Origin of the sequence: Spirosoma sp. (genome assembly GCF_026391055.1) — a bacterium.
Lineage (GTDB): Bacteria > Bacteroidota > Bacteroidia > Cytophagales > Spirosomataceae > Spirosoma.
Genome location: NZ_JAPLET010000026.1, coordinates 287,244 through 311,694, shown reverse-complemented (window position 1 = coordinate 311,694; position 24,451 = coordinate 287,244). Strand labels below are relative to the sequence as shown.

Below are 24,451 nucleotides of genomic sequence, written 5' to 3'. Positions count from 1 at the left end.
ACAAGACCCCGTTACCGTAAATGGTGCGGGGTTTTTGGGTGAACACTAACGACTAATTAAGTAATGGACTTTACACTATTTCTAATCACGGTCGGCACGTCGGTGCTGATTGGAGCCGCAGCAGCGCAGGCCCTCAGCCTACGCTACTTCAACCGGGCCGTTAAGCCCGTGAAAGTAAAACCGCGCGGCCTCTCCCCAAAGCACAAGGTCAAGCTGATGCGGATTGCCGTCTACGGCGGAGCCAAGAGCGACACGATGGGACTGTACAACCGGATGGTCGATGAAATCGAAAAGGCGAGCCGTCCCGTCACGCTGCTACACCCCAAGTCAGGCCACGGCACCCATGAAGCCGTAATATTCGGCCCCGGTACGAAGCCCCGGAAACTAGACCCCAACGCCTAACCCGCACACGTATGTCGTTCACCATCGAGTCGAACATGGAGGGTATTTTAGTCAACCTGGCGAAGGCCATTCAGCTAACCGACGACAGTATGGAAGAGATACTGTTTGATGCGGGCTCAGATGCCGTGGTGATCGTTGCCCACCGGGTACAGCAGTCGGGACTGGCCGCCAGTGGCAACCGGCTCCAGACCAAAGCCAGTCTCCGCATGGGTGCCTACTCGGCCGCGCACGCCAAACGACGGGCCGAACGGGGCCGCCAGATCGCGTACAAAGACTTGACGATGGACGGCACCCTGATGAAAGACTGGCAGGTATTAACTACCGGCCCTACGGAAGTAGGCATTGGCTTCTCGGACCCTAAGCAGTCGGTGATCGCAGACGGGTTGGAGGAGTATCAAGGGGGCGTGATTTTCGGACTTTCCGATCAGGAGCAGGACAAGGTAGCCCTGGGTATTATGGACAGTATAGAAGACAGACTACGACAATGACCATTCAAACCACTATTGCCGCGATTAACGCATCGCTGGCCCAAAAACTTACCGTCGTCTCCCCGGTGCAACTGCTGGCCACGGCCCGAATGGTGTACGACCAGCAGGAAAAGGGGGTAAGGCTCTTTGTGGAAGGCCCGCCCATGACTCGCCTGACGCTGGATGATAGCTACGCATGGCAGTCAACGCACATACTGGGGCGATTAATCACGAATCGCGGGCTGACAAGCACGTTCGGGACGGTAACCGAGAACAGGTACGATTTAAGCGTCACGTTCGTTGTGGCCGCTTTAATGGACAATCTGCTGGATACGGTACTCGATGCCTTTACGCAGGTCCATAATATCCAGATCAACGAAGTGAATCCCGACACAATCGACGTACTGCGCCGGGTATGGCTTCAGCCGATGGACCAGAGCAAGAGCTACGACCCCCGGCTGTCGGCCGTGGCGATCCGCTACACGTTGCCCGACGTACAGGGCATCACCGCTGACTTACTGCCAGCCGAAGACTAACCATAACAGCAAAGCCGATGACGCAACTTAAAGCAATTCAGGGCGTGACAGCCCGCTATCATCTTATCCCGACTGATACAATGACGGGTGAGTTGACGTTAGCCCTGCTCGACCAGTACAAACGGCTGGTATCAACCTATACCCTCGAAAACGGTGGCCTTTCACCGACGACAGGGGGGATTTTGCTTACGCTACAGGCCGAGGACACCGCCAAGCTTGATGCCAACACAACAGCCTACCTAGCGGCACAACTCGATTACGGGAACAGCAAAATACAGTCACTTACGGCAATAAATGTTACCCCCAATCTAATACCTGTATGATAATAATCGAAAATAACGACCTGCAACTGCCGGTAGCGCCTGCCGTCTACGTAGAATCGGCCGGCCCCAACGCAGCAGTTTCCGCAGCCCTGGCCAGCCAGAAAGCCGCCGAAGCCGCAGCCGCAGCCGAGCAAGTCAGTCTGGCAAAGACCCAGATTGACATCACGAAAGCCAGCATTGACTCCCTGGCAGCCGACGTAACAACGAAGTCCGCTGCCGTCAGTAGCGCCAAAACCAGCATTGACGCAACAAAAGCCCAGATTGACATTACGAAAACCAATGTTGATAACTCCGCAACGACAGCGTCTAGTGCGGCTACGGCGGCCGTTACGGCCCGCAACGAAGCCGTTGCCGTAGCGGGCAACATACTGGCCTACATTGGTGAGACGAGTAACTCCGTAACGCTGGGTGTAGGCGGCAGTATTCAGTATCAGGAAAGCACCTTCAACGGTTACCCAACAATTAAGCTTACTTTACTATGAGCGCACAAATAGAAGTATTAAAGGCGTCTGCCCTGCCGCAGATCACGACCGACCTACAGGCCGCCGTTGCCGCCAGTGCCACGACGGCCACCAACAAAGCTACCGAAGCCGGTAACTCAGCCACCGCAGCCAATACCAGCGCCGTTGCCGCCAGTGCCAGCGCAGCCGCAGCCGCAGCCGCCAGCATTAACACAGCCAGTACACTTGGCTCGGTGGCAACGGCAGTCAACCTCGATTTCGGTACGGGTGGTAACGTAGTCGCTACGTTGACGCTAACCGCCAACACGACGCCTACCTTCCTGAACGGGTCGCAGGGCCGCACGATGATGCTGGTCGTTACGCAGGGCGGAGCGGGGGGCTTTAGCCTGACCTTGCCCGCTGCCTGCAAAGTGCCGGGCGGGGCCGTTCTTGACTGGAACACCACACCGGGGGCTGTCAATATAATCTGTCTGACGTATATAAACTCCTCTTACATCATCACTACTAACCTGAAAATGTAATGCTGAACGTCATTGCGCAAGCGCAGGGGCAATACATGCCGTCGCTGTTTCTGGATTTCAGCAAAGGGGTTATGCCGTCCGGACTCACCTTCACAAGGGCCAGCATCGGGTCGCGCTGGAATGCGTCGGGCCAGATGGAAACCATCGCATCGGGCGTTCCACGAATCGACTACGACCCGGTCACGCTGGCCTGTCGCGGGCTGCTTATCGAACTGAGTTCAACCAATATACTGCTGAACTCCGATACGCTGTCAACCCAGAGCGTGACGGTGACGGCGACCGCCCGAACGCTTAGTTTCTACGGAACGGGGACGGTTGATCTGTCCGGAGCGGCCACGGGAACACTGACGGGCACCGGGGCCAACCAGCGGGTTTCGCTCACCTTTACGCCAGCATCCGGGACGCTGACGCTGACGGTAACGGGTTCGGTACGGTACGCCAACCTCGAAACGGGTAACTACGCCACTAGCTGGGTGCCCACCACGAGTACCAGCGTGGCGCGGGCGGCTGAACTATGCACCCTCAGCACCTCGTCCGGTGGCTGGTACAACGCCAGCGAAGGCAGTATTTTTCTGGACTGCATACCAGGTACGGCCCAAACCAACAGGAGCGTATACAGCTTCAACGCCGGGTCGGCCGCGAACCGGATGGCCCTCCAGGTAACAGGGGGCGTCGTTGTGCTGTCGGTTTCGAGTGCGGGGCAGTCCGTACCGGCTGCGCAGGCAGCTACGCTGAACGTTAGCAACCGGTACGGCTTCAGCTACCTGGCGGGGGCTACCGCGCTGGTCAAAAATGGGGGAACGGTGGCAACGGCGGCTTCGGCGGCAATCCCATCGGTGACGCAGTTGCAGCTGGGGGGCGCAGACGGTTCAACAGGCTCTAACCTAGGCGGCTGGATCACCACCTTTCGCTACTACCCCAGAAAATTAACCAATACCTACCTCAAAGCTATCACCCTCTAATTAATTCAATCTATGTTTGAGCCAATCACATTCGAGGATTTCAAGGCCATTTGGCCCCGCCTGAGCAAAGCCCAGAAGGAAGCCTATGCCGTCGACGGCGGCCCCGTTCGCCGGGTCATTAACGCCACCAACAACCAGGAGGTGCTGGGTAGTAACTACTCCCTGACGACCAATCAGACTAATGTTCGCTCGGTCTATGTCTGGGGGCCGGACGATCTGCCTGAATTCATACTCGGGTCGGCCAATGAGGTCGAGTGGCAGCGTGTCGAGAATATCAACCCGTTGCATACGGCACAGGTACTCGGCTACGGCATGCAGATTGAACCGCGCATCATCGACGCCCTGAAGGCGGTCAACGAGGGTCTTATGCCGGCTATTTTGAATCCTGTCGTACCGAACCACTAACGGTCTTACCCTCGACAAACACGATGAACGTAGCCAGGGAGTACACCTACGCCAAAACAGCCACTGAAGTCCGAAATCTGCCACTGGTTTCGGACTCAACGCTGGAAAAAGCCGATCAGATGCGTCTGGGGGCTGCCATACGGGTAGAGCTGAACGACGGACGCTGGGTGACGGTACCGGAGGGGTTCGTAACGGATCTGTTCTCGGTGCCACCCTGGCTGCATACGCTCTTTAAGCCGTATGATAATCGGCTTAATCTGGCGTCAATCGTGCATGACTACCTCTACGAGTACTGGGAGGTATTCGAGAAAGACCAGCGTTGCTACATCGGCCTGGAGTGGGAACCGGTTTACTATGCCGGGGGCGAAGAACGCCGGTATGCCGACCGCGCCATGCTGGATATTATGCTTCGTTTCCGTCAGCACAACAAAACCTTACACGTCTTTTACTACGCCGTCCGGCTGGGCGGTCGTAGTAACTGGAATTATTTTCGACACAGAAACCAACATGAAAAAGTCATTTAAGGACGCCCTCGACAATGGTATTATCATCCCCGCCAAGCTACAGGACGGCAGCCCCTTTGTCGTAGACGGTGTCCAGTACTACCAGGCCACCGAGGATGGGTTCAACCTCACCGTGGGCCGCTTTCTGGCCTTCAGTGACACGCTCCGCAAGCACGATGAACTGAAGCTGACCGGGGAGCAGTTCGAGATGAGCCTTTCGACGATGGAAAGCCTGTTTCGTCGCTGCCGGGCGCAGGCTACGATGGATGCCGAGCAGGTAATGGATGCGGCCGGCGAGGGGCTTGTATTGATCAACCGGCTCCGGCAACGCCAGAACCTGGGCCTGTCGATTGAGCAGGTCTACGAGGTGGCCAGCATCTTCTACTTTGCCGACGACGAGGAACTGACCAGCATTGACAGCGCCAAAAATCGCCATAAGATCAACCAGTGGCTGAAGTACGACGAGAAGGGGGTTTTTTTTTACACCTTTTTGTCGTCGCCCATCGGAAACTACATACCATTAACGAAGCTATCCGAGGAAAGTACCCTGAACTTTTTACGGGAGGATCTACGGGAGGAATCGCTGGACTGGACGAGGATGTTATTTTTATTGAAAACGAGTGGAGCAAGCAGCGAGACGATGAACACTATCGAATCGCGGACGGAAACCCTCTTACGATACGCTGGCTTGCTGAGTGTAGTATTGAATCCTACTACGACTACCGCAGTGCCTGGCAGCGAGCCGAAGAACGAAAACTAACGAAACCCGCGCCCCCGGCGAAACCAACTCCAGTCGACGAATAATTGACGCACTTACCTTGATTTAAACCGGGCTTCATAACCTGTAGCCCTCTCAAAAAGAATATACATGGAAAAGGGAGATGTTTTTAAAAATGACGGGAAGCGAGTAAAAGTACTTCAGGAGTCTGGATATGTGTGGGGTAGATTAATCTGGCACCCAAAGAAGGAAAACCCTGAATCTGTGACTTATGTCCGGCTTTACGGGCAAACCAAAGCCAGACTATTTCAAATTGATAAAATAGAATTAGCTGGCGATACCGAGACGGATTGTAGAACTGAGGAGGGAATTACTGTTGGGTTGATAGACTCAATCCTCTCGGTTGCTAAGGTGCTAAAAACCCGCGATCTGATGGGTGAAGCCATTCAGGAAGCGCTTTTGGATTTGCAGAATGACGAGTCGATTAAGTTCATACTGAGTAATAATCGAATTATTGATTTTGAGGAATATACAAGATGAACATACCCTTATTCTACCAGCCCGGCCTACCCGTTCAGGTTTCATCACGGCTACCGATGTCGGAAACCTATCCGACTTGCGATATTGAAACGCGGGAGATGCAAAACATAGTGACGGGCGGCACTACGCACTGCTTTATTATGGGAAATGTCATCTATGTCTCGCAGTCGCTATACGACCAATTGAAACTTCAGGCCGTAAAAACGACTAGTACGACATTTACGGGATTAAACTTAGACGCAACCTGGGTCACAAAACGCGGATCTGATTACGTTGATCTTGCTAAACGTGGACCTGATTACATTGACTAGTTAAACTCCCCCAGCTCGAATAAACAGTAATTCAAATGGCAAAACTAAAGCGGTTTAAATTCAGCTTTAACGTACCAATCTACAATAACTGTGTATTGGTTTTTCACGGCTATACTCATGCTGAACTTATCTACGATTTACACGACCTAAATGGTTCTGAAGAGTTTATAAGGATGGCGATGGAAGCAAAGGCGTCAAATGGTTTTGCTATGCTGGATGACCAAAACCGTGTTGTTATCTGGACATCAACGTTGCCATTAGGCGCTTCTGAAATGGCGCTCGCTGAACATGAACGTAGGCATGCTACAGACCTGATACTTAACTCAAAGGGCATACCTCACCCAAAACATGAAACATCTGAAGCGCACGCCTACTTGCAGGACTGGATAGCAGAAAGGATGTGGGATGAATTGGCCAAATATGTAGCTAAAAACTAACGCTAATCAAATGAAGACCCTATTTAATCGAATATCCCTAATAGTTTCAAACCATATACCGCTTGGCGTATCTTTACGCTGGTAACCCCCTTGCCTTTCACTCTTACCACGCTAAGAGTGAAAGTTTTTTTCTCCTCTTGGAATACCCCGGCTTCGCGCTCCGAAGCAAACGACCCTCTTATAGTGCGGCCCCTAAATCGGGCAAACAATACACAAATTTTACACTGTATTGCCGACTCTATAACTCATGTCAGGTATTGTAAGAGACGACACCATGCGCCTGCGTATCCAGGCGATTTCTGATTTACCGGATGTTGCCGACCAAATGTCGGAACTGATCCGGCTCACCAAACAGCAGCAGGACATTACCCGGCAGGCAGCCCTCCAGACCCTGTCGATGAATATTCAGCAGGTAGATGGCATTAAGGGGATAACCGATGCGCTCAAGGTCCAGAAGAAACAGCAGAAAGAGACCGACGACGAAGCCGCTGCCGCCAAGAAAGAAGCCGCTGCCGCCAACAAGAAAGCCGCGTCTGATATCGATGAGTTAGGCAAGCAAATCCGGAGTTTTGGCACCCTCGTGGCTGCGGCCTTTACCTTCAACGAGATTGAGCAGTTCGGCATGGACGTGATCGATGCCAAAACCAAAATCGACTCCATCAAAATTGCGCTCGACGTTATGCTGGGCTCAAAGGCCGAATCCGCCAAGCTGTTTACCCAGATTGTCGACCTGGCCAAGAAAACGCCGTTCACCCTCGACGAGGTTGCCGAAAACGTCGTTAAGCTGAAAGCGTACAACGTTGCCACCAATGACCTGATACCGACCCTGACGGCACTCGGCAACATGGCCGCTGCGGTGGGCAAGGAGAAGCTGCCGCAGATTACGCTCGCCTACGGGCAGGTGATCAATACGGGCAGGCTGATGGGCGGGGAAATCAAGCAGTTCATCGAAGCAGGTATCCCCTTGTACGACTTGCTGGCGGACTCGATGAAGAAGCCCCGGCAGGAGGTGATCAAGCTGGCGCAGGATCACCAGATCATGGCCGAGGACGTCAAGAATGCGATCATGTCGGCATCCGAAGTGGGGGGTAAGTACTACAATATGATGGTGCTGCAATCCAAGACGCTAGGCGGCCAGATATCCAATCTCTCGGACTCCTACCTGATGGCAAAGGTGAGCGTGGGCAATTTCTTCGAGGGGAGCGTGGCGGGCGGCATCGGCATGCTCAGTAAGCTCATTGACGCCACGATGGGCAGCAACACCGCTATTGCCCGATCCATCGATATTGTCAAGTCGATCACGGCGGCCATGCTCGCGTATACCGTAGCGACCAACGCGCAGTCGGTCTTTGACGGCATTTCGGCGGCTATCCAGAAAGCCCGCACCATTATCTGGGGCGAAAACCTGCTCTACACCCGCGCCAATACCGCCGAACTGATCGTCTATACCGCAGCCGAAACCGAAGCCATGGTAGCCGCTCAGGCCTTCAACGATACGTTGAAAGCCAACTGGGTCGGCATTGCCGCTACGGCCATTATTGGGGCGGTATCGGCGGTTTATGCGTACTCGGCGGCTACCGATGAGGTAATCAATAAGCTCGGCGAAGAGGAGCTAAAATTAAAATCTCAGCAATCGGAACTGATCAGCCTGACACAGTCGGCTATGCTGGCCGCTGACGGCACCAAAGAGCGCAAAAACGCTATTGAGCTGCTAATCCAAAAATACCCCGAATATTTCAAGGGCATCAACGCCGAAACGGTTACCAACAACCAGCTTAAGAAGATACTCGATACGGTCAATGACTCCTACCGGGATCGAATCGTTCTGGCTCGTCAGGCCTACTTGATGGACCAGGCCAATGACAAACAGCAAAGCGTATTTCAGTCGGAAGCGGATCTGTTCGACCGGGTGACCAGGGCCAATGTTCTTAATGAAGAAGTCGTAAAGTCCTTTGGCGGTAGTGCCCAGAAGCTGTTGGAGTACATGAAGGCCAATAAGGCCGAAGCAACCGCACTCAACCAGGCATGGACAGGCATCGGCAATACGTTCTCAAGGTCGATCGGTCAGGTCGCCACCGATCTGGTGAAGCAGCAGGACGCCATCTCAAAATCGGTTACCGATGCCAACAAAACGATTACCGAAACCAATGCCCAGAGGATTGCCGACGACATAAAGACCGAGAATCTGCGATGGAGCAATCAGGTAGAGAACCTTAAGAAAGGTTCGGCTGAATACAAAGCCGAGGAGCAGAAGCACCTCGACGCGCTGGCCAAGATCAATAATACGTATCGCGAAACGGAAATAAAAACCTTAGTCGGAGCCGGAGAGAAAATGAAGCAGGTAACACTGCTGACGGCGAATGAAATTGCCCTGATTAAAAAGCAGGGAGCCGCTGAGGAAGAAATGGACCGGGGCAAACAGCTAAAGGCGCAACTTGATTTCCTTAATAAACAGGAGGATGTTGAAATTGCCGCCGTTAACAAGGTCAAAGTTGCCAAGGATATTTCGAACAAGGCATTGGCCGCATTGACCGAAGAGGGAAGGCAGAAAATTATGGCCATTGAGGCTAAGTACGACCTTAAACGAGCCGAAGTACTCGAACAAATCGAGGTCGAAACGCAGAAGAACTTCCTGCTTAAAGTTCAGGAAAGTAACGATAAAATTGCCCTGAGTACCGCCAAGCGACTGGAAGCGGAAAAGATGCTGATTCTGCTGAACGATGCCTCTACAAGTACTCAGCGGCTGGCGGCACTGAAGGTCTTTCAGCAAAAGTACGGGGATACCGTCAACGCGGCTGCCGTGGACGAGTTGCGGACACAGCGCGACAATTCCCGCCGACTCCTCGACGACATCATTGCCCGCGACGGCGAAAAAGGGGATGCCTACCGCAAAGCCTATGCGGCCTGGCTGAAAGACAATGAGCAGTATAATACCGCCCTGACCAAACAAACCGTTGACGCTGCCGCTACCACGGCCAAAGCGATTGACAAATACGAAAAGGAGATCCAGCAATCCCGGAAGGAAACGGCCCAGCTAGAAAAGGAAACCCTTAAAGAGGCTAACCAGAACCGGAAGGAATTTATCAATGGGCTGGCTAACCTGCTGGGTCAGGACGGCGGCTTTATGGGTAAGCTCGCTCAGGGGCTGGCTGGCGTCTACTCCAGTATTGACGGCTTACAGTTAAAAGCCCTGGACGGGGCCAAGGAAAACCTCAATACGGCTCGGAACAACCTGGCCGTCATTAAGGGAATGTACAGCGATACGACGGCCGAGGGAGCGGCTGCCATTGCCAAAGGAACGAGGGATGTAGCCCAGGCATCGGCTGCGGTGGAATCCGCCAGGGGCGTAACGATGGCATCGGCCCTTTCAGCGGCCGGGGCTATATACTCGGTACTCGCAACGGTGGCGGCTGCGGTGAACGCCCGGATTGCCCAGACTTATAAGGACATTTCCAGCGCCCTTAGCGTAACCCTGGCGACCTACCGGCAGTTTACCAGCGACTACCAGAAAATACAGCAGGATAGCTACAAGCAGGGTATGGCCAGCTTCATCGGCAGCGAAAAGGAAAAGCTGGCCATGATCAGGGACTACTACAAACAGGCCAACGAACTTGCCAAAAGTAAGGATCGGGTCGAAAACGAATTGGCGTATTATCAGAAAGTAGCCCAGATTGCGGCTGACTCAGCGGGCGACATCAAAAAGTACACCGCCGACATGTACCGCCTGATGGAGTCCAAGAAAAATGATAATCTGCGCTCGGAGATTGCGGCTGCTGAACGGGCCAAAGAGGAAGCCGCTGACGTCCGTGATGCCAAGCTTGACTACATCGATGAGGTGTACCAGGCTAATAAAAAGGCCATTAATAAGCAAATTGATGATGCCAAGGATGCCGCCGACAAGCAAAAGGATATCGCCGAAAAAACCAAGGACGATCTGATTAAGCTGGTCGATGATCGGGTCGATAGTGCCAAGAAAGCCTACGACAAAAATCTCGAAAATTCGCGCAAAGCCTACGACAAAGAGGTTGACATCGTGCGGAAAGCCTACGACCAAGAGCTTGAACTGAAGCGGGCGCAGGAAGCCGCTGACCGGGCCGAGATTCAGGCGACCTACGACCTCAAAAAGCAACTGCTCGACCAGGCCACCAGCGACCAGATCGAAGAAATCGCCATTCTGGAACGGCCCCGGCAGGAAGCACTGGCACGCTACGAAGACGGGGAACGTACCCGCATTATCGCCACTCGCGAACGGATACTGGCCACACTGACCGACGAAGGAGAACGGGCTGCGGTGACGGCTGAGTATGATAAACAGCTTCGGGATTTGCATACGGAGGTCGAGGACGCCAAGCTCGACAAAACGAAGGGCGTCAGTCTGGCCACCAAACAAATCAACCTGGAGCAAAAGGAAGATACCGAACGGCTCAAACAGGAAGAGACGGCGGCCCTGACCAACCTGACCAACGCCTACCAGACGCTGTTCAAGCAGATGGCCGACGAGCGCGACCAGAAGCTGGAGGACATGAAAAATGCCGAAGAGACGCGGCAGACCAAGCTAAAGGACGACCTGACGAAGCTGGAAGAAGATGCCGCTGCCGACCGCAAGACCATCAACGACAACTACGTCAAGTCAATCGAGACGATTAACAACAACCTGAAAGGGGCGATTGACAAGCTGACAGATGCATTAACCACCAATGAGCAGAATGCGGCACTGGCCAAGCGGGTGGCCAATACCGAGTACGCCAATGCAGTCAAGCAGCTTAACATCGAGATTTTCGAAGCCAATAAGCAGCTGATGATTGCTCAGTTGAAAACCGAAGTTGCCATTCTGGAGGCTAAAAAGACCTGGACCAACGACGGTAAGATTACGGCGGCCCAAAACCAGATTATCGACATCATCAATCAACTGATGGGTACGTCAGCGGGGATTGCTCCCGTCGAGGGACTGCCCGAGCAGGTCACCGGCCCCAACGCCGGTACGCCGATCTACGAAGCCTATAACAAGGAGGGGAAAAGGGTGACTATTGCCTACGGGAAAGACCACAACATCACCGTCTACGACAAAAACGGTAATGAGATACAGGTAAAAAATGGTATCGGCTACGTGCCGGAAACGGGCGAATACTTCTTTAAAGGCACGAACTTCGTGGAGGGGCTGGGGCTACCGGACGGGCGCGATACGGTACCGGCGATGGTCAACAAAGGGGAACGGATTATCACGACGGCCGACAACCTGGCAATCGGCGGCAAGAACCTGAGCAACGAGCAGCTGATCGAAAAGGTGAAGTTCCACGACTTGTTCATGGCTAACTACCCTAAGTTCATGTCGCTGATGATGCCCGCCACGACACCGATGCAAATTCCGGCCAACATCATGAATCCGGGCGGTCAGCAGGCACTGGATATGGCAGGACTACGCTCGGATATCGCCCGGCTCAATAAAACAATGACCGGCCTTAAGCAGGTACACGTCAACGTCAACAAGCACGGGCTCTACACCTCGGTAGAAACCCACCAATCGACGGTTAACTACATTGCCAATCTGCAGCAGCAATAAACAAAAAAGCCCGGCGACCAACCGGGCTTTTTTTACGGTTTGGCATTGCATTTTGTGATCAGGTACATCGTTAGTCCGGGGGAGGCATACCGCTGGGTGCCCAGGTTAATAACGGCGCCCTTGGCCGCTTCCCCGCAGACGTTATCCTTTACCTGCGTCGTCGTCGTCGTACCCGCCGAACCTTCCAGGGTAGAAATAGTCGTCGTCGTCGTCGTGCAGACGTAGCAGGTCTGGGGCGGGGCCTCGTTGGTTTTGCAGTCGGTTAACAGGAAGGTTAAGCTCAAGAAGGTGAATAGGTTTCGCATGGTGGAGTATATGTTTTTTGTAAATAAATAACAAAAACAAATACATAGCTACATTCATTGAGACTACTGATTTATTTTTTGGGCTTAAAAACGATTAACTTTACCTCACCAGCCGATTACCGCCCCCCCTCTTTGCGTTCCCTCTTTGCGTTTTTTGTGCCCTCTTGGATTGTCGATATACGCAAGCCGGACCCATGAACGAGGAGAACCAATCCCCCAAACGACCCAGAAAGCAACATAAAGTTCGCTCCGACAAGAAGCTGCCCGCCCCCCGGACACGCTACTACGTCGGGGAGCCTGTACTGGTTATTCCCCTGGCTGAGTACGAGCAGCTGACAAACCACCTGACGAGTATGACCCTGCTCGACCGGCTGACGCAAAACGAACAGCAGGCTGTCAGTGAAAACAACCGGCTCTTTCTGCGCCAGTTGCGCGACCGGCTCAAAAAAGCCCGCCAATACTACCAAATCACCCACTCCAAAGAGAAATGATCAACTACTTTCTCAATAGCCAGCTTATCGAAGCCCCGCAACAGGCGGACGGGCTGACGCTTAAGAAAACCCGCAATCTGACGTACTGGGGCTTCCTGTACCGAAAGCTGGGCTACGTGGCCGGGCCGACAAACCTCATCTTCGACGATGCCGATACGGTGTCCGTTATCCGGCAGGCCGCTTTACGCTACGGCATACAGGCCGAAACGAGTCTGCGCATGGAGGAGTTCGGGGAGGTTATTTACGAGGGCTTCCTGGACTACAAAACCTATCGCTACGACGGAACGGTGGTGTCGATCGGACTGCGCGACAACCGGGCCGTACTGGATCTGTCGAGCAATGCCGGCACAGCCTACGCCCTGCCCGCCAGCCAGAAACTAAGTTTGCACGAACGGCGGCTGGCGGGCGTGCCGTCGCTGGTGACGGACCCCAAAGCCCTGACCGTTCAGCGTTCCGAGATCAGTGCCGTTTTCATCACCCACAGCGTACCGTTTACCCGCAAGTCAGAAACCGACGACACCATTGCCGGTACGCTGGCCCCGGTCGTAGTCCCCATTTTATCCGACCCCTGCTACTACAATACCAGCAGCAAGACGCAGACCGTCAAACTGACCGGCGTTATCTCGGTGACGGCGTCGGCATCGTCCAGCCTAACGGCTATGCTGTACGCCACGCCTTCCGATAGCCTGGCTAACCGGGTACTGATCGGTCAAATAGCCGTGTCGTCAACCGCCAGCCTGAAAACGATTGCGGTTGACGTGTCGGTACCGGTGGCCGCGGGGGCCAGCCTGAAAATTGACTGGTTTAGCAGCACCGGCGTGAGTAAATGGGTTTTTACTTACGACGCACAAACGGGAGTGGCGCTATCGGACGAAAAAACGTCGGGCGGCTCAGTAACCCCCGCCGAAACACTGTACTCGGTAATAAGCCAACTCGTCGCCAAAACCTCAGGCGGCAGCCTTACGTTTTCGTCCAACTGGCTGCGGACGGGTGGGGGATCGAGGCTGTTGCTGGCCAACGGCGCGGGTCTGCGGGGCATCAGCAAACCTCTGGCGGTAAGTCTGGCGGGACTGTTTGCCGGGTTAAACAGCATTTCCTGCCTGGCCCTGTGGGCGGAAGGTGATACCGTACGACTGGAACCGCGAACCGACAAACCCAAAACCGTTACGCGCCTGGAATCGGTACTGGGACGGGGTGAAACGATTGCCGCCGACTACCTCTACAATGCCGTTCAGGTGGGCTACGACACCTGGCAGGCCGACACGGGTACGCTGACCAATGACGAACCCTGCGGCCAGCGTAGCTACTCGACCGGCATTACGGCCACCAAAAATGAGCTTAAGCTGGTGTCCGATTTGATTACATCGAGCACCGTGATCGAAACCCAGCGCCGGAAACAGTTTGATTCGAAACTCGCCAGCGAAAGCAAAGCCGACAGCCTCGACGACCGGCTGTTTTTGATTTGCGGCATCCCCGTCAGTGGGGGCTGGAAAGCCGAGCGCACCGAAAATACCCCGTTTATTACCGGCAACTACGACACCTCGACGCTCTACAACGTGGGACTCACGCCCGGGCGAATGCTCCGGAACTGGCTGCTGCAACTGGGCTCCAGTCTACCCCTGTCGGCGCAGTCGGTACTCGGCTCGGACAGTTTACGCTCGACCTACAAAGATGTGGCCGTTAGTGAGTCGGACCCCGTACCGTATGCCGCCAGCCGACCGCCGATGCTGGTGGTGGTCGAAACGCCAATGGGAATGGCTGACTACGCGAATCTCGGTGAGTTTTGCAGTTACCCGTTTGAGGGCAACACCTACACCGGGGAACTCCTCGACGCGGAGTGGAAGCTGACCGAAACGGGCGAAACGGCAACGCTGCTCCTGCTAGAACGATAATTCCGACGCATTGCCCATTACTCACTTTTAGCCGCTACTGTGCATGAATAGCTTTGATAATTTTTTCCGCTTTTTTACCCTGGCCGACAATGCAGCCGCCCGGCCCCTCAACCAGAACCTACCCGCAACGGCCTACCCCAATCTGCCGGTCGTGCCGGGTGATAAGTTGCGCTGGCTGGTGCCGAAAGCCGACTGCGGGGGCGTCAACCCCAACTACCTGACAATCGGCATCCGGCCCAAAGGGGCTACCGATGCGGGTACGCTGTGCGGACGGCTCCGCAAACAGGCCGGAGCCACGTATACCGAGATCCGGTTACGGGTCGATAGTCCGCCCACGCCCGATACCTACCGCCAGTTTGCGCTGATGGCGGGTGACAAGAATGTGCTGTCTACGTTCCGGGGCCAGCAGACCGACCTCGATGAGTACCTGAACGCCCTTCAGGAGCACTTCCGCTGCTACCCCTATGCCCTTGTCGACTGCGACCGGACGGGTAGTGAGCTACGCATCCGGTTGTACCCCAACGAGCGCGTGAGTCTGCACGGGGAGACGATTCGGGTAGGGCTGGGTACGGTAGAGGAGAAAAACACCAACAGCCCGAGCCTGATGTCGGGCAGACGGGCAGCCATCGCCATGGCCGCCCTCGACACCTACAACCTGAGCGTATCGCCCGACATCCAGGAGGGCAATATCTTTGTCTTCGATACGGTCAGTTACACGGCGTCGGGCACCGAAAGTCCCGACGATATTCTGTCAGCCCTCGGCGTGCCTACGGGCAGCTTCAGCCGGACAGGCGGGATTAACGTGAGCGCCTATACGCAGCCGGGCACGATTGCCGTTACCAACACCAACCGGCCTACGCTCCAACTGCTCTACGTGACAACGTCGGGGGGCAATGACCTCTACACGGCTGTCGTTTCGTCCGATGTGCTTCCCGGCAACGTCTACCAGATATCAGCACCCGGCCTGACAACGCGCACCGTCACGGCTACGGCCTCGGACACCAAAGCGACGATAGAAGCCCAGTTCAACACCAGTGCGGGCCGTACGGCACTGCCAGCGGGTACGGTCTATGCGGCTATCGCCGTCGTCGGCAGTCAGACGATCAGCAACAGTAACAATCCCGTCCTGACGCTGACGAAAACCAGCAGCCTTGCCGCCCGAACGTCGGATTTGTACACCATTTACGTGGGCAGCAGCGTGGTCGAAGGCAACCGCTTCGAGCTAATCAACAACGGCGTGGTGACTGCCGTGACGGCAACGGAAACCGATACGCCCGATACGATTGCTCAGGCACTCGGGTATTCGAGCAATCCCTTTACGCTCGAAGTCACGCCGGGAACCGTCGTAACGGCCCTGGCCCGGCGCGGCCCCCGCTATCACGAACCGGCCAACCTGGCCAACATCACCCTGCTATCGGCCCAGACTGCTGCGCGCCTTCCCTACGTGGCAGAAGTGAGCATCCCGGCCCTGTCGCCGGGTGATTACCAGTTTGTGCTGCGGCAGGGAATCCAGCCGGTCGGCGTGAGCAACTACGTCCACGTCAAGCCCGACACCAAGGATACGGCACTGATGCGGTTCGGCCCCCTGAAACCGTCTGTTGTTTTCGGTTCGGCCTACAGTGAAGACGGCTTAATGCAACAGATCCGTCTGCCGATCTACATTGACAAGCCGCGCCGGAAAGAAAGTGAAACGCTGTATACCACGCTGGACAGTAAAACCACCCGGGGGCGCACCATGGCGACGCGCAGAACGACGCTGACGACGACCCTACAGGATACCGCCTTTCAGGACAACCTGTACCGCGCCCTGAAACACCCCTGCCTGTATATTGATGGGGTCGCTTACCGCTGTGAGGGCGAGGTTAGTCAGACAGAACCCACCGGCCGGCGCAGGCGCACCCAGGCTACGGCCGATTTAATGCTGCTCGACATGCTGGACTACCGACCAAGTTTAGCCGCCGACTTAAGCTATGAATCAGGACTTTACGCAATTATCTACTCGGTTTTGGGGATGGATGGGTTGTGGATTGCGGCAAAGCGGTTGAGATTTGTAGAGCCGATTGCCGAAGGAGTAGCACTACCTGCCGCCGATTATGACCTTCTCATACGAACGGGCGGAGTGTCCCAGCGATTAACCATTAGTCAGGACGACGAGCGGGTAGCTACTTTTTCGCTGATTGCGGGACGGCTCAATAAAGTGGGTCCGGTGCGGCTTTCGCCGGGGCGGATCAGCCTAAAAGCAGAGGAACTAACGGTGAGTGCCTTAACGACAACCATCGACGCCTACAATCCGCAACAGGCCGAAACGGACAGTACAACAGCATACAGCACCAATCGTCCGGGAGATTTCTCGCCGGACTTTTCAACTGACTTTAGCCACTGATGGTTTTAACCGCCTTACGTACCTGGATAACAAACACCTTTGGCCTGAATGGGTCGGGGGCAATTGATGGTTCGGAGATCCAAACTGCTCTATTGGAACTGTGCGGCCAGATTGAGCAGCAAACGTCCTGGACACCGGTTTTTACGACCGTAGCGGACGGGCTGCGGGTTGTGATAAAAATAACAGACTGGACGGGGGGCGTAGGCGTGAAGCCAGCCGTCAACGTTTACCTATCGTCGGGCGGGCTGACGTCCGTGCTGGCCAGTGCCACCGACTTCAAGGGGGCGACCGGCTCAACGGGTTCAGCGGGTACGGCATCGGCCAGCTCCCTGCTGTCAGTTAGTGCGGCCAACCCCACTACAGGTATACTGGCAAAGCTGGTAAACACGGCGACCTCCGCCTGGACGGGTGCCCGATTGGTATTCGAAAAGACGGGCGTTGCCGTCTGGCGCATGGGACTGCCAGCCAGTAACGACGACGCATTTATCATCGAGGGCTGGGGCGTTGGTACGTATCCTGAATACCTGCGAATCGACAGCGTCGGGAATATGGGCGTCGGTACGCCGAACCCAGCAGAAAAGGTCGATGTCAACGGCAACGTGCAATCCCGCTCAACAACAGCACCAAAGGTTAAGCTATTTCTCGATCAGGCGGATAATGCGATCACCAACGGCACATTCGGCGAACTGCAATTTGTCGCATCCAATGCGGCTAAAAAATACGCAGCTATTCGGGGTATAGTGGGGGGCTTTTCGGATATAGTAGGCTTGTCGTTTTGGACGACGTTTGCCGGGACGTATGCCGAATCCGCCCGTTTGACGGCTGACGGTAATCTGGGCGTGGGCACGACGACGCCAAGCGAAAAAGTCGATGTCAACGGCCGGGTTCGCGCCAAGGGCATTGTTACGTTTGGCTCCTCGCCAACCATCACGCCCGGGTCGGGCCTGGGGACGAGTGGCACAACCGCCAGCGTGGCATCCGGCAGCAATGACGTAGCCGGGAAGGTGACCCTCACCACCACGCCGGGGGTAGCCGTCAACTCGACTATGGCCACGATAGCGTTCAATACGCCCTATGCAGCCGCACCGAAAGCCGTTCTGCTGGCTCCCCGGAATGCCCGGATGAGCGATGAGCAGGGGCGGATCTACGTTTCGTCAATTACCGCATCCGGCTTCGTGATTTCGTCGGGCTCAACGGCCCTTTCGCAGCCGTATTCATTCGATATTCAGTACACTGTAATCTCGTAACCGACCGATGGCTATCATCACCGCCAATATTACCGCTGGGGCGTATAATCTCTCTGAACAGGTTACCGTGTCAGCCGCCGTTACGGCTGGCTCGACGGTGGTTGTTTACCGGGGGGAGTTTTTGCTCGGCTCCGGGTTGGTGTCATCGGGTCAGGCGCTGGTGGCCGTTCCCCCTTTGGCAACGGGCGATATCATTCAGGCCAGCGTCACCGAGCGCGGTAATCAGTCGGGCATCCCGGTTATGGTGTCGGTCAATCCGATCCTGACGACGGGTTGGCTCGACCCGGATACGCTGCTTGTCACCAACGCGGACGGCTCCCAGACAACCTACACGGTAGCCAACTACATTGCGACTTTTGGCGAAACGCCCGGTTCGTACTACGACCCTATGGCAGCCGGACTATCGCAGCTACCCGCCGACTACGACAAAAAGCCGGTTACTGAACTGGGCTTCGACGTTCAGCAGGTCATGCAGGCCGGGTCTACGGTACTCCGGGTGATACCCCGCGGCTCGGAGGGCTTACTTGTCGGCTGGAATGGCGCGACGCCCGGATCGCCGGCTCCGCTAACGGTCACCACCTCGGCCACCGTTACGGTATCCGTAATCCGCGACGACGACCCGACCGTTACCCGCACACGCAGCATCAGCGTGAGCGTCCTGCCAGCCCCGACCAGCGCCAGTACGCCCGCAGCCGGAGACATTATTGCCGCCAGTTTTCGGGTAATGAATACCGGCGGTTATATCCGCGCCATGGTCAACTCGTCCAAGCCCTGCGAGGGGTTTCTGGTGGGCTATTCCAGTAGCTGGATACCGGGAACATTCTACGGCTACCTATACCAGGAAATTGATTGGACGGGGCCGGTACCGACAACCGGACCAATCACTTACACCGTACAGGTACGAGTCATCGGGGAAACCAACCCCGCCAACTACACCAATTTCCTACTTACATTCTAGCATGAGCAAAACGAAAACAGTACCCGAAACCGATACTGCTGCTGAAATCCCGGCTCCGACTTTACCAACCTTTGACGTAAAGGTGACGAGTATCGACGAAACCCACGGCACCGTCGTCTGTTCGACCGACGCACCGGACGGGGTCGAGTTCACGGCGAACATTGACGGTAGTGAGGTCAAGGCAACGGCCGCGGGCGGCCAGCTTTGGTTTTACGCCAGCCGTTCACTCAGTGAGGCCGCTATGGTGCGCCTGCTGTAAGACTACCCGTTAGTCTCCTCTTTTTAGTGCTCCTCTTCAGTGTCTCCTCTTGTAGTGACGGCCAGCTCGGCCAGCAAACAACAGTAAACACACAACTATCAAATGGGAGCATCCTTAAAAGATTTTGTATCCGACCCCTATGCGGTGGGGGCTCCGTTGCGCATTGCCGCAACGGGCAAGAAACTGCCAAAAGGCAACTACATCGCCCTGGCCTTAGTGCCCAAGAACACCCTGCCGGATATCGGCTCAGCCACCACCTTTACCCCGCCACCATCCGGAACGGCAGCCCCCGTAACGGTCAACAACATCGTTTCCGTACTACAGGCCCTGGCCTGGAACGGTCAGGCATGGGTATTCGGTAACGGCGTCGTCAACGGCAAACGCGGCAAGCCGAAAGAAGACATGGAGAAAGTCGTTTTCGGCAGCCGTCGTTCGGCCCGCCCCACGGGGGAGGTTGAGGAAACCTACGACTTCACCTTTAAGTACTTCTATCTGAACCGGCTGTTCTTCAACCAGCTACGCTACAACTTTGCCGAATACGACATCTACGCCTTTACCGATCGCAGCGTAGAAACGCTCCGCTACGACCTGGTAGAGCCGACATACCTCAACATCGGGGATGAAACGACGGGCAGCAACAGCGACGAAATTGGCGGGGGCTTCCAGATTATACTCGGCTCGGACGGGCAGCCGGACCCGGATTTCATTTCGGGTTCCAGTGGCTTCGAGTCACTGTTGGGCGTCAGCCAGTTCAAATACACCTTCAGCTCGACCATTACCACGACCGTACTGGTGAACGTCCTTTCGGGGGCTCAGTTCAACATGACGGCCGGTGCGGGTGGCACGATCACCCGCGCCATTAACCAGACCGTAGGCGCATCGGTGGTTAAGTACTCCATCTTTTCCTCGGACGGCTCCGCCCCTCCGGCCCTGTGTACCATCAACTCATCGACCGGCGTGGTGACGATTGGTTCCCTGACGGCCGGCACCTACAACCTCAAAGTGATTGCCGAGAATACAACCGGCGTCATGGGTGAGTGGGCCTTTAAGGTGGTCGCTGCCTAGTTCTAACTCCTAACTAATTTCTATAACCGGAACGGGGGCTTTGGGCCCTGCCTGCGTACCCTGTTCCGGTTTTTTATCCCATCCCCATGCTGGACTACCAACGAGATATATTGCCGTATCTGCAACTGGACGCCGAGAAGCGACCACCGGCACCCCTGCGGCATAGCTTCTACCAGGCCAGTATCGACCACCGCAACCGACTGGCGGCTGTCTTCGGCAAGGCCTATCCCTACTACCTGGACCTGAACCGGCCCAAGGAGACGGAAACCTACCGCGACTACCGCCGTAAAATCTACAAGAACCCCCTGCGCTCGTTGCGTCGGCGGGTAAGTGAAGTACTGGACTACATTCGGCAGGCCGACGATTTTCAGGTCAGTTACCCCCAGCAGGAGGACGAAATCGAGGACTCGCTCCAGTCGCTGCTGACCGATTCCAACTACATGCCGGACGGTGACAGTGAAAGCTGGTTTTTTAAACACATACGTAAACGCTACATCAACGACCCCAATGCGGTACTCGTGGTGTTGCCGTTTGAACAACCCGAAAGCGAACAGGTACGGGCCAGACCCGAGCCGATGCTGATTGACTGCGAGAAAGTCTACCAGTTTCGGGCCGGTAAGTTCGCGGTACTGGAGTCGAACGAGAAAACGTATATTATTACCGGTAAGGGCATTCAGAAGGTCGGCAAGGTATTTATTTTCCTCGACCATGACAGCTACTGCATCGCCCGGCAGATGCAGGAGATGCGGCCCGAAGATCCGAATTCCGCCACGCTCAATACCTGGCAGATTACCGGACTCAATCAACTCGTCACCGAGCAGGGGGAAGTAATCGGCAACACCTTTACGCCCCTGCCGCACTACTGCCCGATGATGCCCGCCCGGAAAATCGGCAAGCTTCAGGAGGATTTTGCCGAAGCCGAGCAGCGCAACGGCAACGCCAGCCCGACATCCGGCAATTCGGTGGGCATGATGAACCCCGAAGCCACCGGCAACTACAACGGACGGTTTACCGCCATCCGGAGCGAAGATACCGGCGAGGAATACTACGAATCGATTCTGGCCGATGCCATGCCGCACGTCGAATCGGCACAGGCTATTCAGTCCGACATCGAGGTAGAACGCAATTTCCACGTCAGCAGTCAGGAGTGGCGCTACGCCCAGAAACGGTGCGTGGACAGTTCGATGGACGGCGGGCCGTGCAACAACGGCAAAATCGCGGTTCGCAACCTGGAACAGGAAGTGATTGCCTCGGCCCAGTGCCCCAAGTGCAAAGGGACGGGCATGGACACGTCGGGGTCGGGCCTGGGCCTGATTATCGTTTCACCCCCCACGGCTAACACGCTGGGTTCGGAGTCGTCGAGCACCAGCTTGCCAACCCCTCCGGGCGGCTTTATTCCCCGCAGTATCGACCCGATCAAAGAGTTTGTCCTGGAGTTCGAACGCGAAAAGAAAGCGGCTCACGAGGTCGTCAATATGCAGTTCCTGATGGAATCGCCCATCTCCCAGTCGGGCATCGCCAAACGCGCCGACCGGGAGGAATTATACCGGACGCTGATCGTTCAGGGCGTTCACCTGTGCGGGCTGCTGGAATTTTTGCTGCTGTGCGCGGCCTACCAGCGCGGCCAGCCGGAACAGGCGCCGAAGGTGTTGGCTCCGGTGCGGCTGACGATTGAGAATTCGGAACTGACGCGGGACGAGTTGATCGATGCGGTAAAAAACGGACTCGACGCCAACTACCGCAAGCCGCTGGAGAAAAAGTTGATTGCCTACCAGGTAGGCGAGGACAGTGACTACTACAAACGCTACGAGCTAAAAGAGAAGCTGGACCCCTACGAGGAACTGGATTTTGAGAAAAAGGAGTTTTTGCTGGCTACCGCGCGGGTGACGATGCAACCCGGCAGTGTGGAACTGGAAAACCTCAATTTACGGATCGCCCTCAGTATTCACTTCAACGGGCTGGTAGCGGATCTGATCCGCACCAAACCCGGCTTCCTGGATATGGATACGGACGTACAGTACAAGCTGCTGCTGGATGCCGTACGGCCCCTGACGGGCCTTGCCAAACCCGTACCGATAGACCCCGAAACGGGGATGCCGGACGCACGGGCGGGCATTCTGGAGCCTATCGTGGACCTTAAAAACGTAAACCAACTACACTAAGCCGTGGACGAAATCGACGAAATCGAACAGCTTGACGCCGACCTGTTGCTTTGGGAAACCGAAGTGGAAACCGGTGTGCGGTCGCTGAACGAAGCCGTACTGTCGGAAGTCGATGGGTTCCTGGACGGGCGGGCGGGTAGTTTCCTGGGGCCCAAAACAACCAGTGCCGACTGGTCGGACAACATGCGGGCCGTGACGTACTTCAATGCCGGCCTAACGGCGATGATCTACCGGGTCGGGTTTTTAAGCCTGCTGTCGGGCCTGGTCGAACGCATCAAGGAGAGTGCCCGGCGTATGGATGCCTACTACGCCAAGATTCAGCCCGGCTACCAGTCGGCTACCTACGCTACGGTCGTCAACCAGCTTACCGAGCAGACGCGGGCATTAGTGGCGACTGCGGCTGAACAGACGTACGGCAAACTCGTCGGGGAAAGTCTGATGCTGGGTACGCTCACGAAATCAACCGGTGCGGAGTTGCGCCGGACGATACGGGAAAAGCTGAAGAACGAAGGGCTGGCCGTTCGCCCCCTGTCGACAAACGCCAGCGAATCGCTCTACATTTCCAGCCGCGCCTACATGCAGAGCGTGGCCGAAAATGAGCGGATGAAATACTACTACTACATGGGTACGGCGGTCGCGGGTTCGCGCTCGTTCTGCCTGTCGAAGAAAGGTAAGGCGTTCACGCAGGCCGAGGTCGAAAGCTGGCCGAATCAAACGTGGGCGGGGAAAATTCCCGGTACGAATAAGCAGTCCATTTTTTGGTACTGCGGGGGCTACAGATGCCGGGATCGTCTGTTGCCCATCAGTAAAACAATGTATAAAACGCTAAAAGCTAACGAGTAATGGCAAAAATGTTCAGTGAGCTACGCAGCTCCGATATGGTCGTGTTGAATTTTTCAGCCCGCACCCAGCGCAACGAAGTGACGGGAAAAGATACGGTGATCGACCCCGAAAAGCAGATGGAAGTGCCGTTCGGCTACTGGGAAAACATCACGGCCCACAATGACGACTTTACGCCCGACGAGGAGAACCCGCAGAAGGGCTACTCCCGGACGATTAACCGCGATATTGAACTGCTGGGCTTATCGAGCCCCATCAGTGCGACAACCGACACGAACGACAACTTTCAGACATTTTCCGTCGTGCCGTTCGAAACACTGGAGCAGCGCCACCAGGCCAAAGTCGATGCCCTCACCGCACAGTCCGAATCACTGGCGCAGCGTGAAGCGGAGATCCGCGCCGAAGCCTACGCCAAAGCGATGGCTGACTTTGCCGCTTCTCAAATTCCGTCACCGGCCGCTCCTGAGGCTCCGGTAGAAAAGCATGACGCTGCCGAACTGACCCCCGCCCAGAAAGCGGCTCAGACCCGGCTCGCCAAACAGCACGCAGCAGCCGCTGAAGAAGCCGCCAAAGCCGCCCAGCAGCTGGCGCAGGACATGCAGCAAGCCTAATTACCCCCTCTTTGTTTCCGACCCGTTCGGTCCTCTTCGCAGTCCCCCCTCTTCGTGCCCTCCTCTTGGATTACCGGCCCCCACAGGGCAAA

25 protein-coding genes are annotated in these 24,451 nt (G+C 55.7%); 24 read left to right on the top strand and 1 reads right to left on the bottom strand.

What is annotated here, in order from left to right:
* Window positions 1-63 precede the first annotated feature (63 nt).
* From NT073_RS24550 to NT073_RS24485, 14 genes are all read left to right on the top strand, one after another.
* Window positions 64-402 (top strand): hypothetical protein, encoded by a 339-nt coding sequence (locus NT073_RS24550; protein WP_297378932.1) that lies wholly within the window; start codon window positions 64-66, stop codon window positions 400-402.
* A gap of 11 nt (window positions 403-413) precedes the next feature.
* Window positions 414-890, top strand: coding sequence for a hypothetical protein (locus tag NT073_RS24545; protein ID WP_297378930.1), 477 nt, complete (start codon window positions 414-416; stop codon window positions 888-890).
* Complete coding sequence (locus NT073_RS24540; protein WP_297378929.1) at window positions 887-1,405, top strand: hypothetical protein; 519 nt, start codon at window positions 887-889, stop codon at window positions 1,403-1,405. Before NT073_RS24545 ends, NT073_RS24540 begins: the two co-directional genes overlap by 4 nt.
* A gap of 17 nt (window positions 1,406-1,422) precedes the next feature.
* The gene (locus NT073_RS24535; RefSeq protein ID WP_297378926.1) at window positions 1,423-1,728 is read left to right on the top strand and encodes a hypothetical protein; all 306 of its coding nucleotides are present in this window, start codon (window positions 1,423-1,425) and stop codon (window positions 1,726-1,728) included.
* Complete coding sequence (locus NT073_RS24530) at window positions 1,725-2,210, top strand: hypothetical protein (protein WP_297378924.1); 486 nt, start codon at window positions 1,725-1,727, stop codon at window positions 2,208-2,210. Before NT073_RS24535 ends, NT073_RS24530 begins: the two co-directional genes overlap by 4 nt.
* Window positions 2,207-2,710 (top strand): hypothetical protein, encoded by a 504-nt coding sequence (locus tag NT073_RS24525; protein WP_297378922.1) that lies wholly within the window; start codon window positions 2,207-2,209, stop codon window positions 2,708-2,710. The genes NT073_RS24530 and NT073_RS24525 overlap by 4 nt, the downstream gene beginning before the upstream one ends.
* On the top strand, window positions 2,710-3,672 hold the full coding sequence (locus tag NT073_RS24520) for a hypothetical protein (protein ID WP_297378920.1): 963 nt from the start codon (window positions 2,710-2,712) through the stop codon (window positions 3,670-3,672). The genes NT073_RS24525 and NT073_RS24520 overlap by 1 nt, the downstream gene beginning before the upstream one ends.
* Before the next feature lie 12 nt (window positions 3,673-3,684).
* Window positions 3,685-4,077, top strand: coding sequence for a hypothetical protein (locus NT073_RS24515; protein WP_297378918.1), 393 nt, complete (start codon window positions 3,685-3,687; stop codon window positions 4,075-4,077).
* Between the two features lie 23 nt (window positions 4,078-4,100).
* A complete protein-coding gene (locus tag NT073_RS24510; RefSeq protein ID WP_297378916.1) occupies window positions 4,101-4,601 on the top strand; it encodes a DUF1353 domain-containing protein in 501 nt (166 codons plus the stop codon).
* Window positions 4,585-5,340: a hypothetical protein gene (locus NT073_RS24505; protein WP_297378914.1), complete on the top strand. Its 756-nt coding sequence runs from the start codon at window positions 4,585-4,587 to the stop codon at window positions 5,338-5,340. Before NT073_RS24510 ends, NT073_RS24505 begins: the two co-directional genes overlap by 17 nt.
* A 108-nt stretch (window positions 5,341-5,448) precedes the next feature.
* Window positions 5,449-5,838 (top strand): hypothetical protein, encoded by a 390-nt coding sequence (locus tag NT073_RS24500; protein WP_297378912.1) that lies wholly within the window; start codon window positions 5,449-5,451, stop codon window positions 5,836-5,838.
* Window positions 5,835-6,149 (top strand): hypothetical protein, encoded by a 315-nt coding sequence (locus NT073_RS24495; protein WP_297378911.1) that lies wholly within the window; start codon window positions 5,835-5,837, stop codon window positions 6,147-6,149. Before NT073_RS24500 ends, NT073_RS24495 begins: the two co-directional genes overlap by 4 nt.
* Window positions 6,150-6,184: 35 nt before the next feature.
* On the top strand, window positions 6,185-6,586 hold the full coding sequence (locus tag NT073_RS24490; RefSeq protein ID WP_297378909.1) for a hypothetical protein: 402 nt from the start codon (window positions 6,185-6,187) through the stop codon (window positions 6,584-6,586).
* Window positions 6,587-6,833: 247 nt separating this feature from the next.
* Window positions 6,834-12,146, top strand: a complete 5,313-nt coding sequence (locus NT073_RS24485; protein WP_297378907.1) for a tape measure protein — start codon at window positions 6,834-6,836, stop codon at window positions 12,144-12,146.
* A 32-nt stretch (window positions 12,147-12,178) separates the two neighbouring features.
* On the opposite strand, the gene NT073_RS24480 is transcribed toward NT073_RS24485, so the two are convergent.
* Window positions 12,179-12,451, bottom strand: a complete 273-nt coding sequence (locus NT073_RS24480) for a hypothetical protein (protein ID WP_297378905.1) — start codon at window positions 12,449-12,451, stop codon at window positions 12,179-12,181.
* A gap of 194 nt (window positions 12,452-12,645) precedes the next feature.
* Between NT073_RS24480 and NT073_RS24475 the strand changes: the two genes are divergently transcribed.
* From NT073_RS24475 to NT073_RS24430, 10 genes are all read left to right on the top strand, one after another.
* Window positions 12,646-12,942, top strand: coding sequence for a hypothetical protein (locus tag NT073_RS24475; RefSeq protein ID WP_297378903.1), 297 nt, complete (start codon window positions 12,646-12,648; stop codon window positions 12,940-12,942).
* Window positions 12,939-14,834, top strand: a complete 1,896-nt coding sequence (locus tag NT073_RS24470; protein WP_297378901.1) for a hypothetical protein — start codon at window positions 12,939-12,941, stop codon at window positions 14,832-14,834. Before NT073_RS24475 ends, NT073_RS24470 begins: the two co-directional genes overlap by 4 nt.
* 43 nt (window positions 14,835-14,877) lie before the next feature.
* Window positions 14,878-17,217 (top strand): hypothetical protein, encoded by a 2,340-nt coding sequence (locus tag NT073_RS24465; protein ID WP_297378899.1) that lies wholly within the window; start codon window positions 14,878-14,880, stop codon window positions 17,215-17,217.
* On the top strand, window positions 17,217-18,464 hold the full coding sequence (locus NT073_RS24460; protein WP_297378897.1) for a hypothetical protein: 1,248 nt from the start codon (window positions 17,217-17,219) through the stop codon (window positions 18,462-18,464). The genes NT073_RS24465 and NT073_RS24460 overlap by 1 nt, the downstream gene beginning before the upstream one ends.
* Before the next feature lie 7 nt (window positions 18,465-18,471).
* A complete protein-coding gene (locus NT073_RS24455) occupies window positions 18,472-19,422 on the top strand; it encodes a hypothetical protein (RefSeq protein ID WP_297378895.1) in 951 nt (316 codons plus the stop codon).
* Window position 19,423: 1 nt separating this feature from the next.
* A complete protein-coding gene (locus tag NT073_RS24450) occupies window positions 19,424-19,681 on the top strand; it encodes a hypothetical protein (RefSeq protein WP_297378894.1) in 258 nt (85 codons plus the stop codon).
* Between the two features lie 102 nt (window positions 19,682-19,783).
* Window positions 19,784-20,746: a hypothetical protein gene (locus NT073_RS24445; protein WP_297378892.1), complete on the top strand. Its 963-nt coding sequence runs from the start codon at window positions 19,784-19,786 to the stop codon at window positions 20,744-20,746.
* A gap of 86 nt (window positions 20,747-20,832) precedes the next feature.
* The gene (locus NT073_RS24440) at window positions 20,833-22,908 is read left to right on the top strand and encodes a hypothetical protein (protein ID WP_297378890.1); all 2,076 of its coding nucleotides are present in this window, start codon (window positions 20,833-20,835) and stop codon (window positions 22,906-22,908) included.
* Between the two features lie 3 nt (window positions 22,909-22,911).
* Window positions 22,912-23,751: a hypothetical protein gene (locus NT073_RS24435; RefSeq protein ID WP_297378888.1), complete on the top strand. Its 840-nt coding sequence runs from the start codon at window positions 22,912-22,914 to the stop codon at window positions 23,749-23,751.
* Window positions 23,751-24,359 (top strand): hypothetical protein, encoded by a 609-nt coding sequence (locus tag NT073_RS24430; RefSeq protein ID WP_297378887.1) that lies wholly within the window; start codon window positions 23,751-23,753, stop codon window positions 24,357-24,359. Before NT073_RS24435 ends, NT073_RS24430 begins: the two co-directional genes overlap by 1 nt.
* Window positions 24,360-24,451 lie beyond the last annotated feature (92 nt).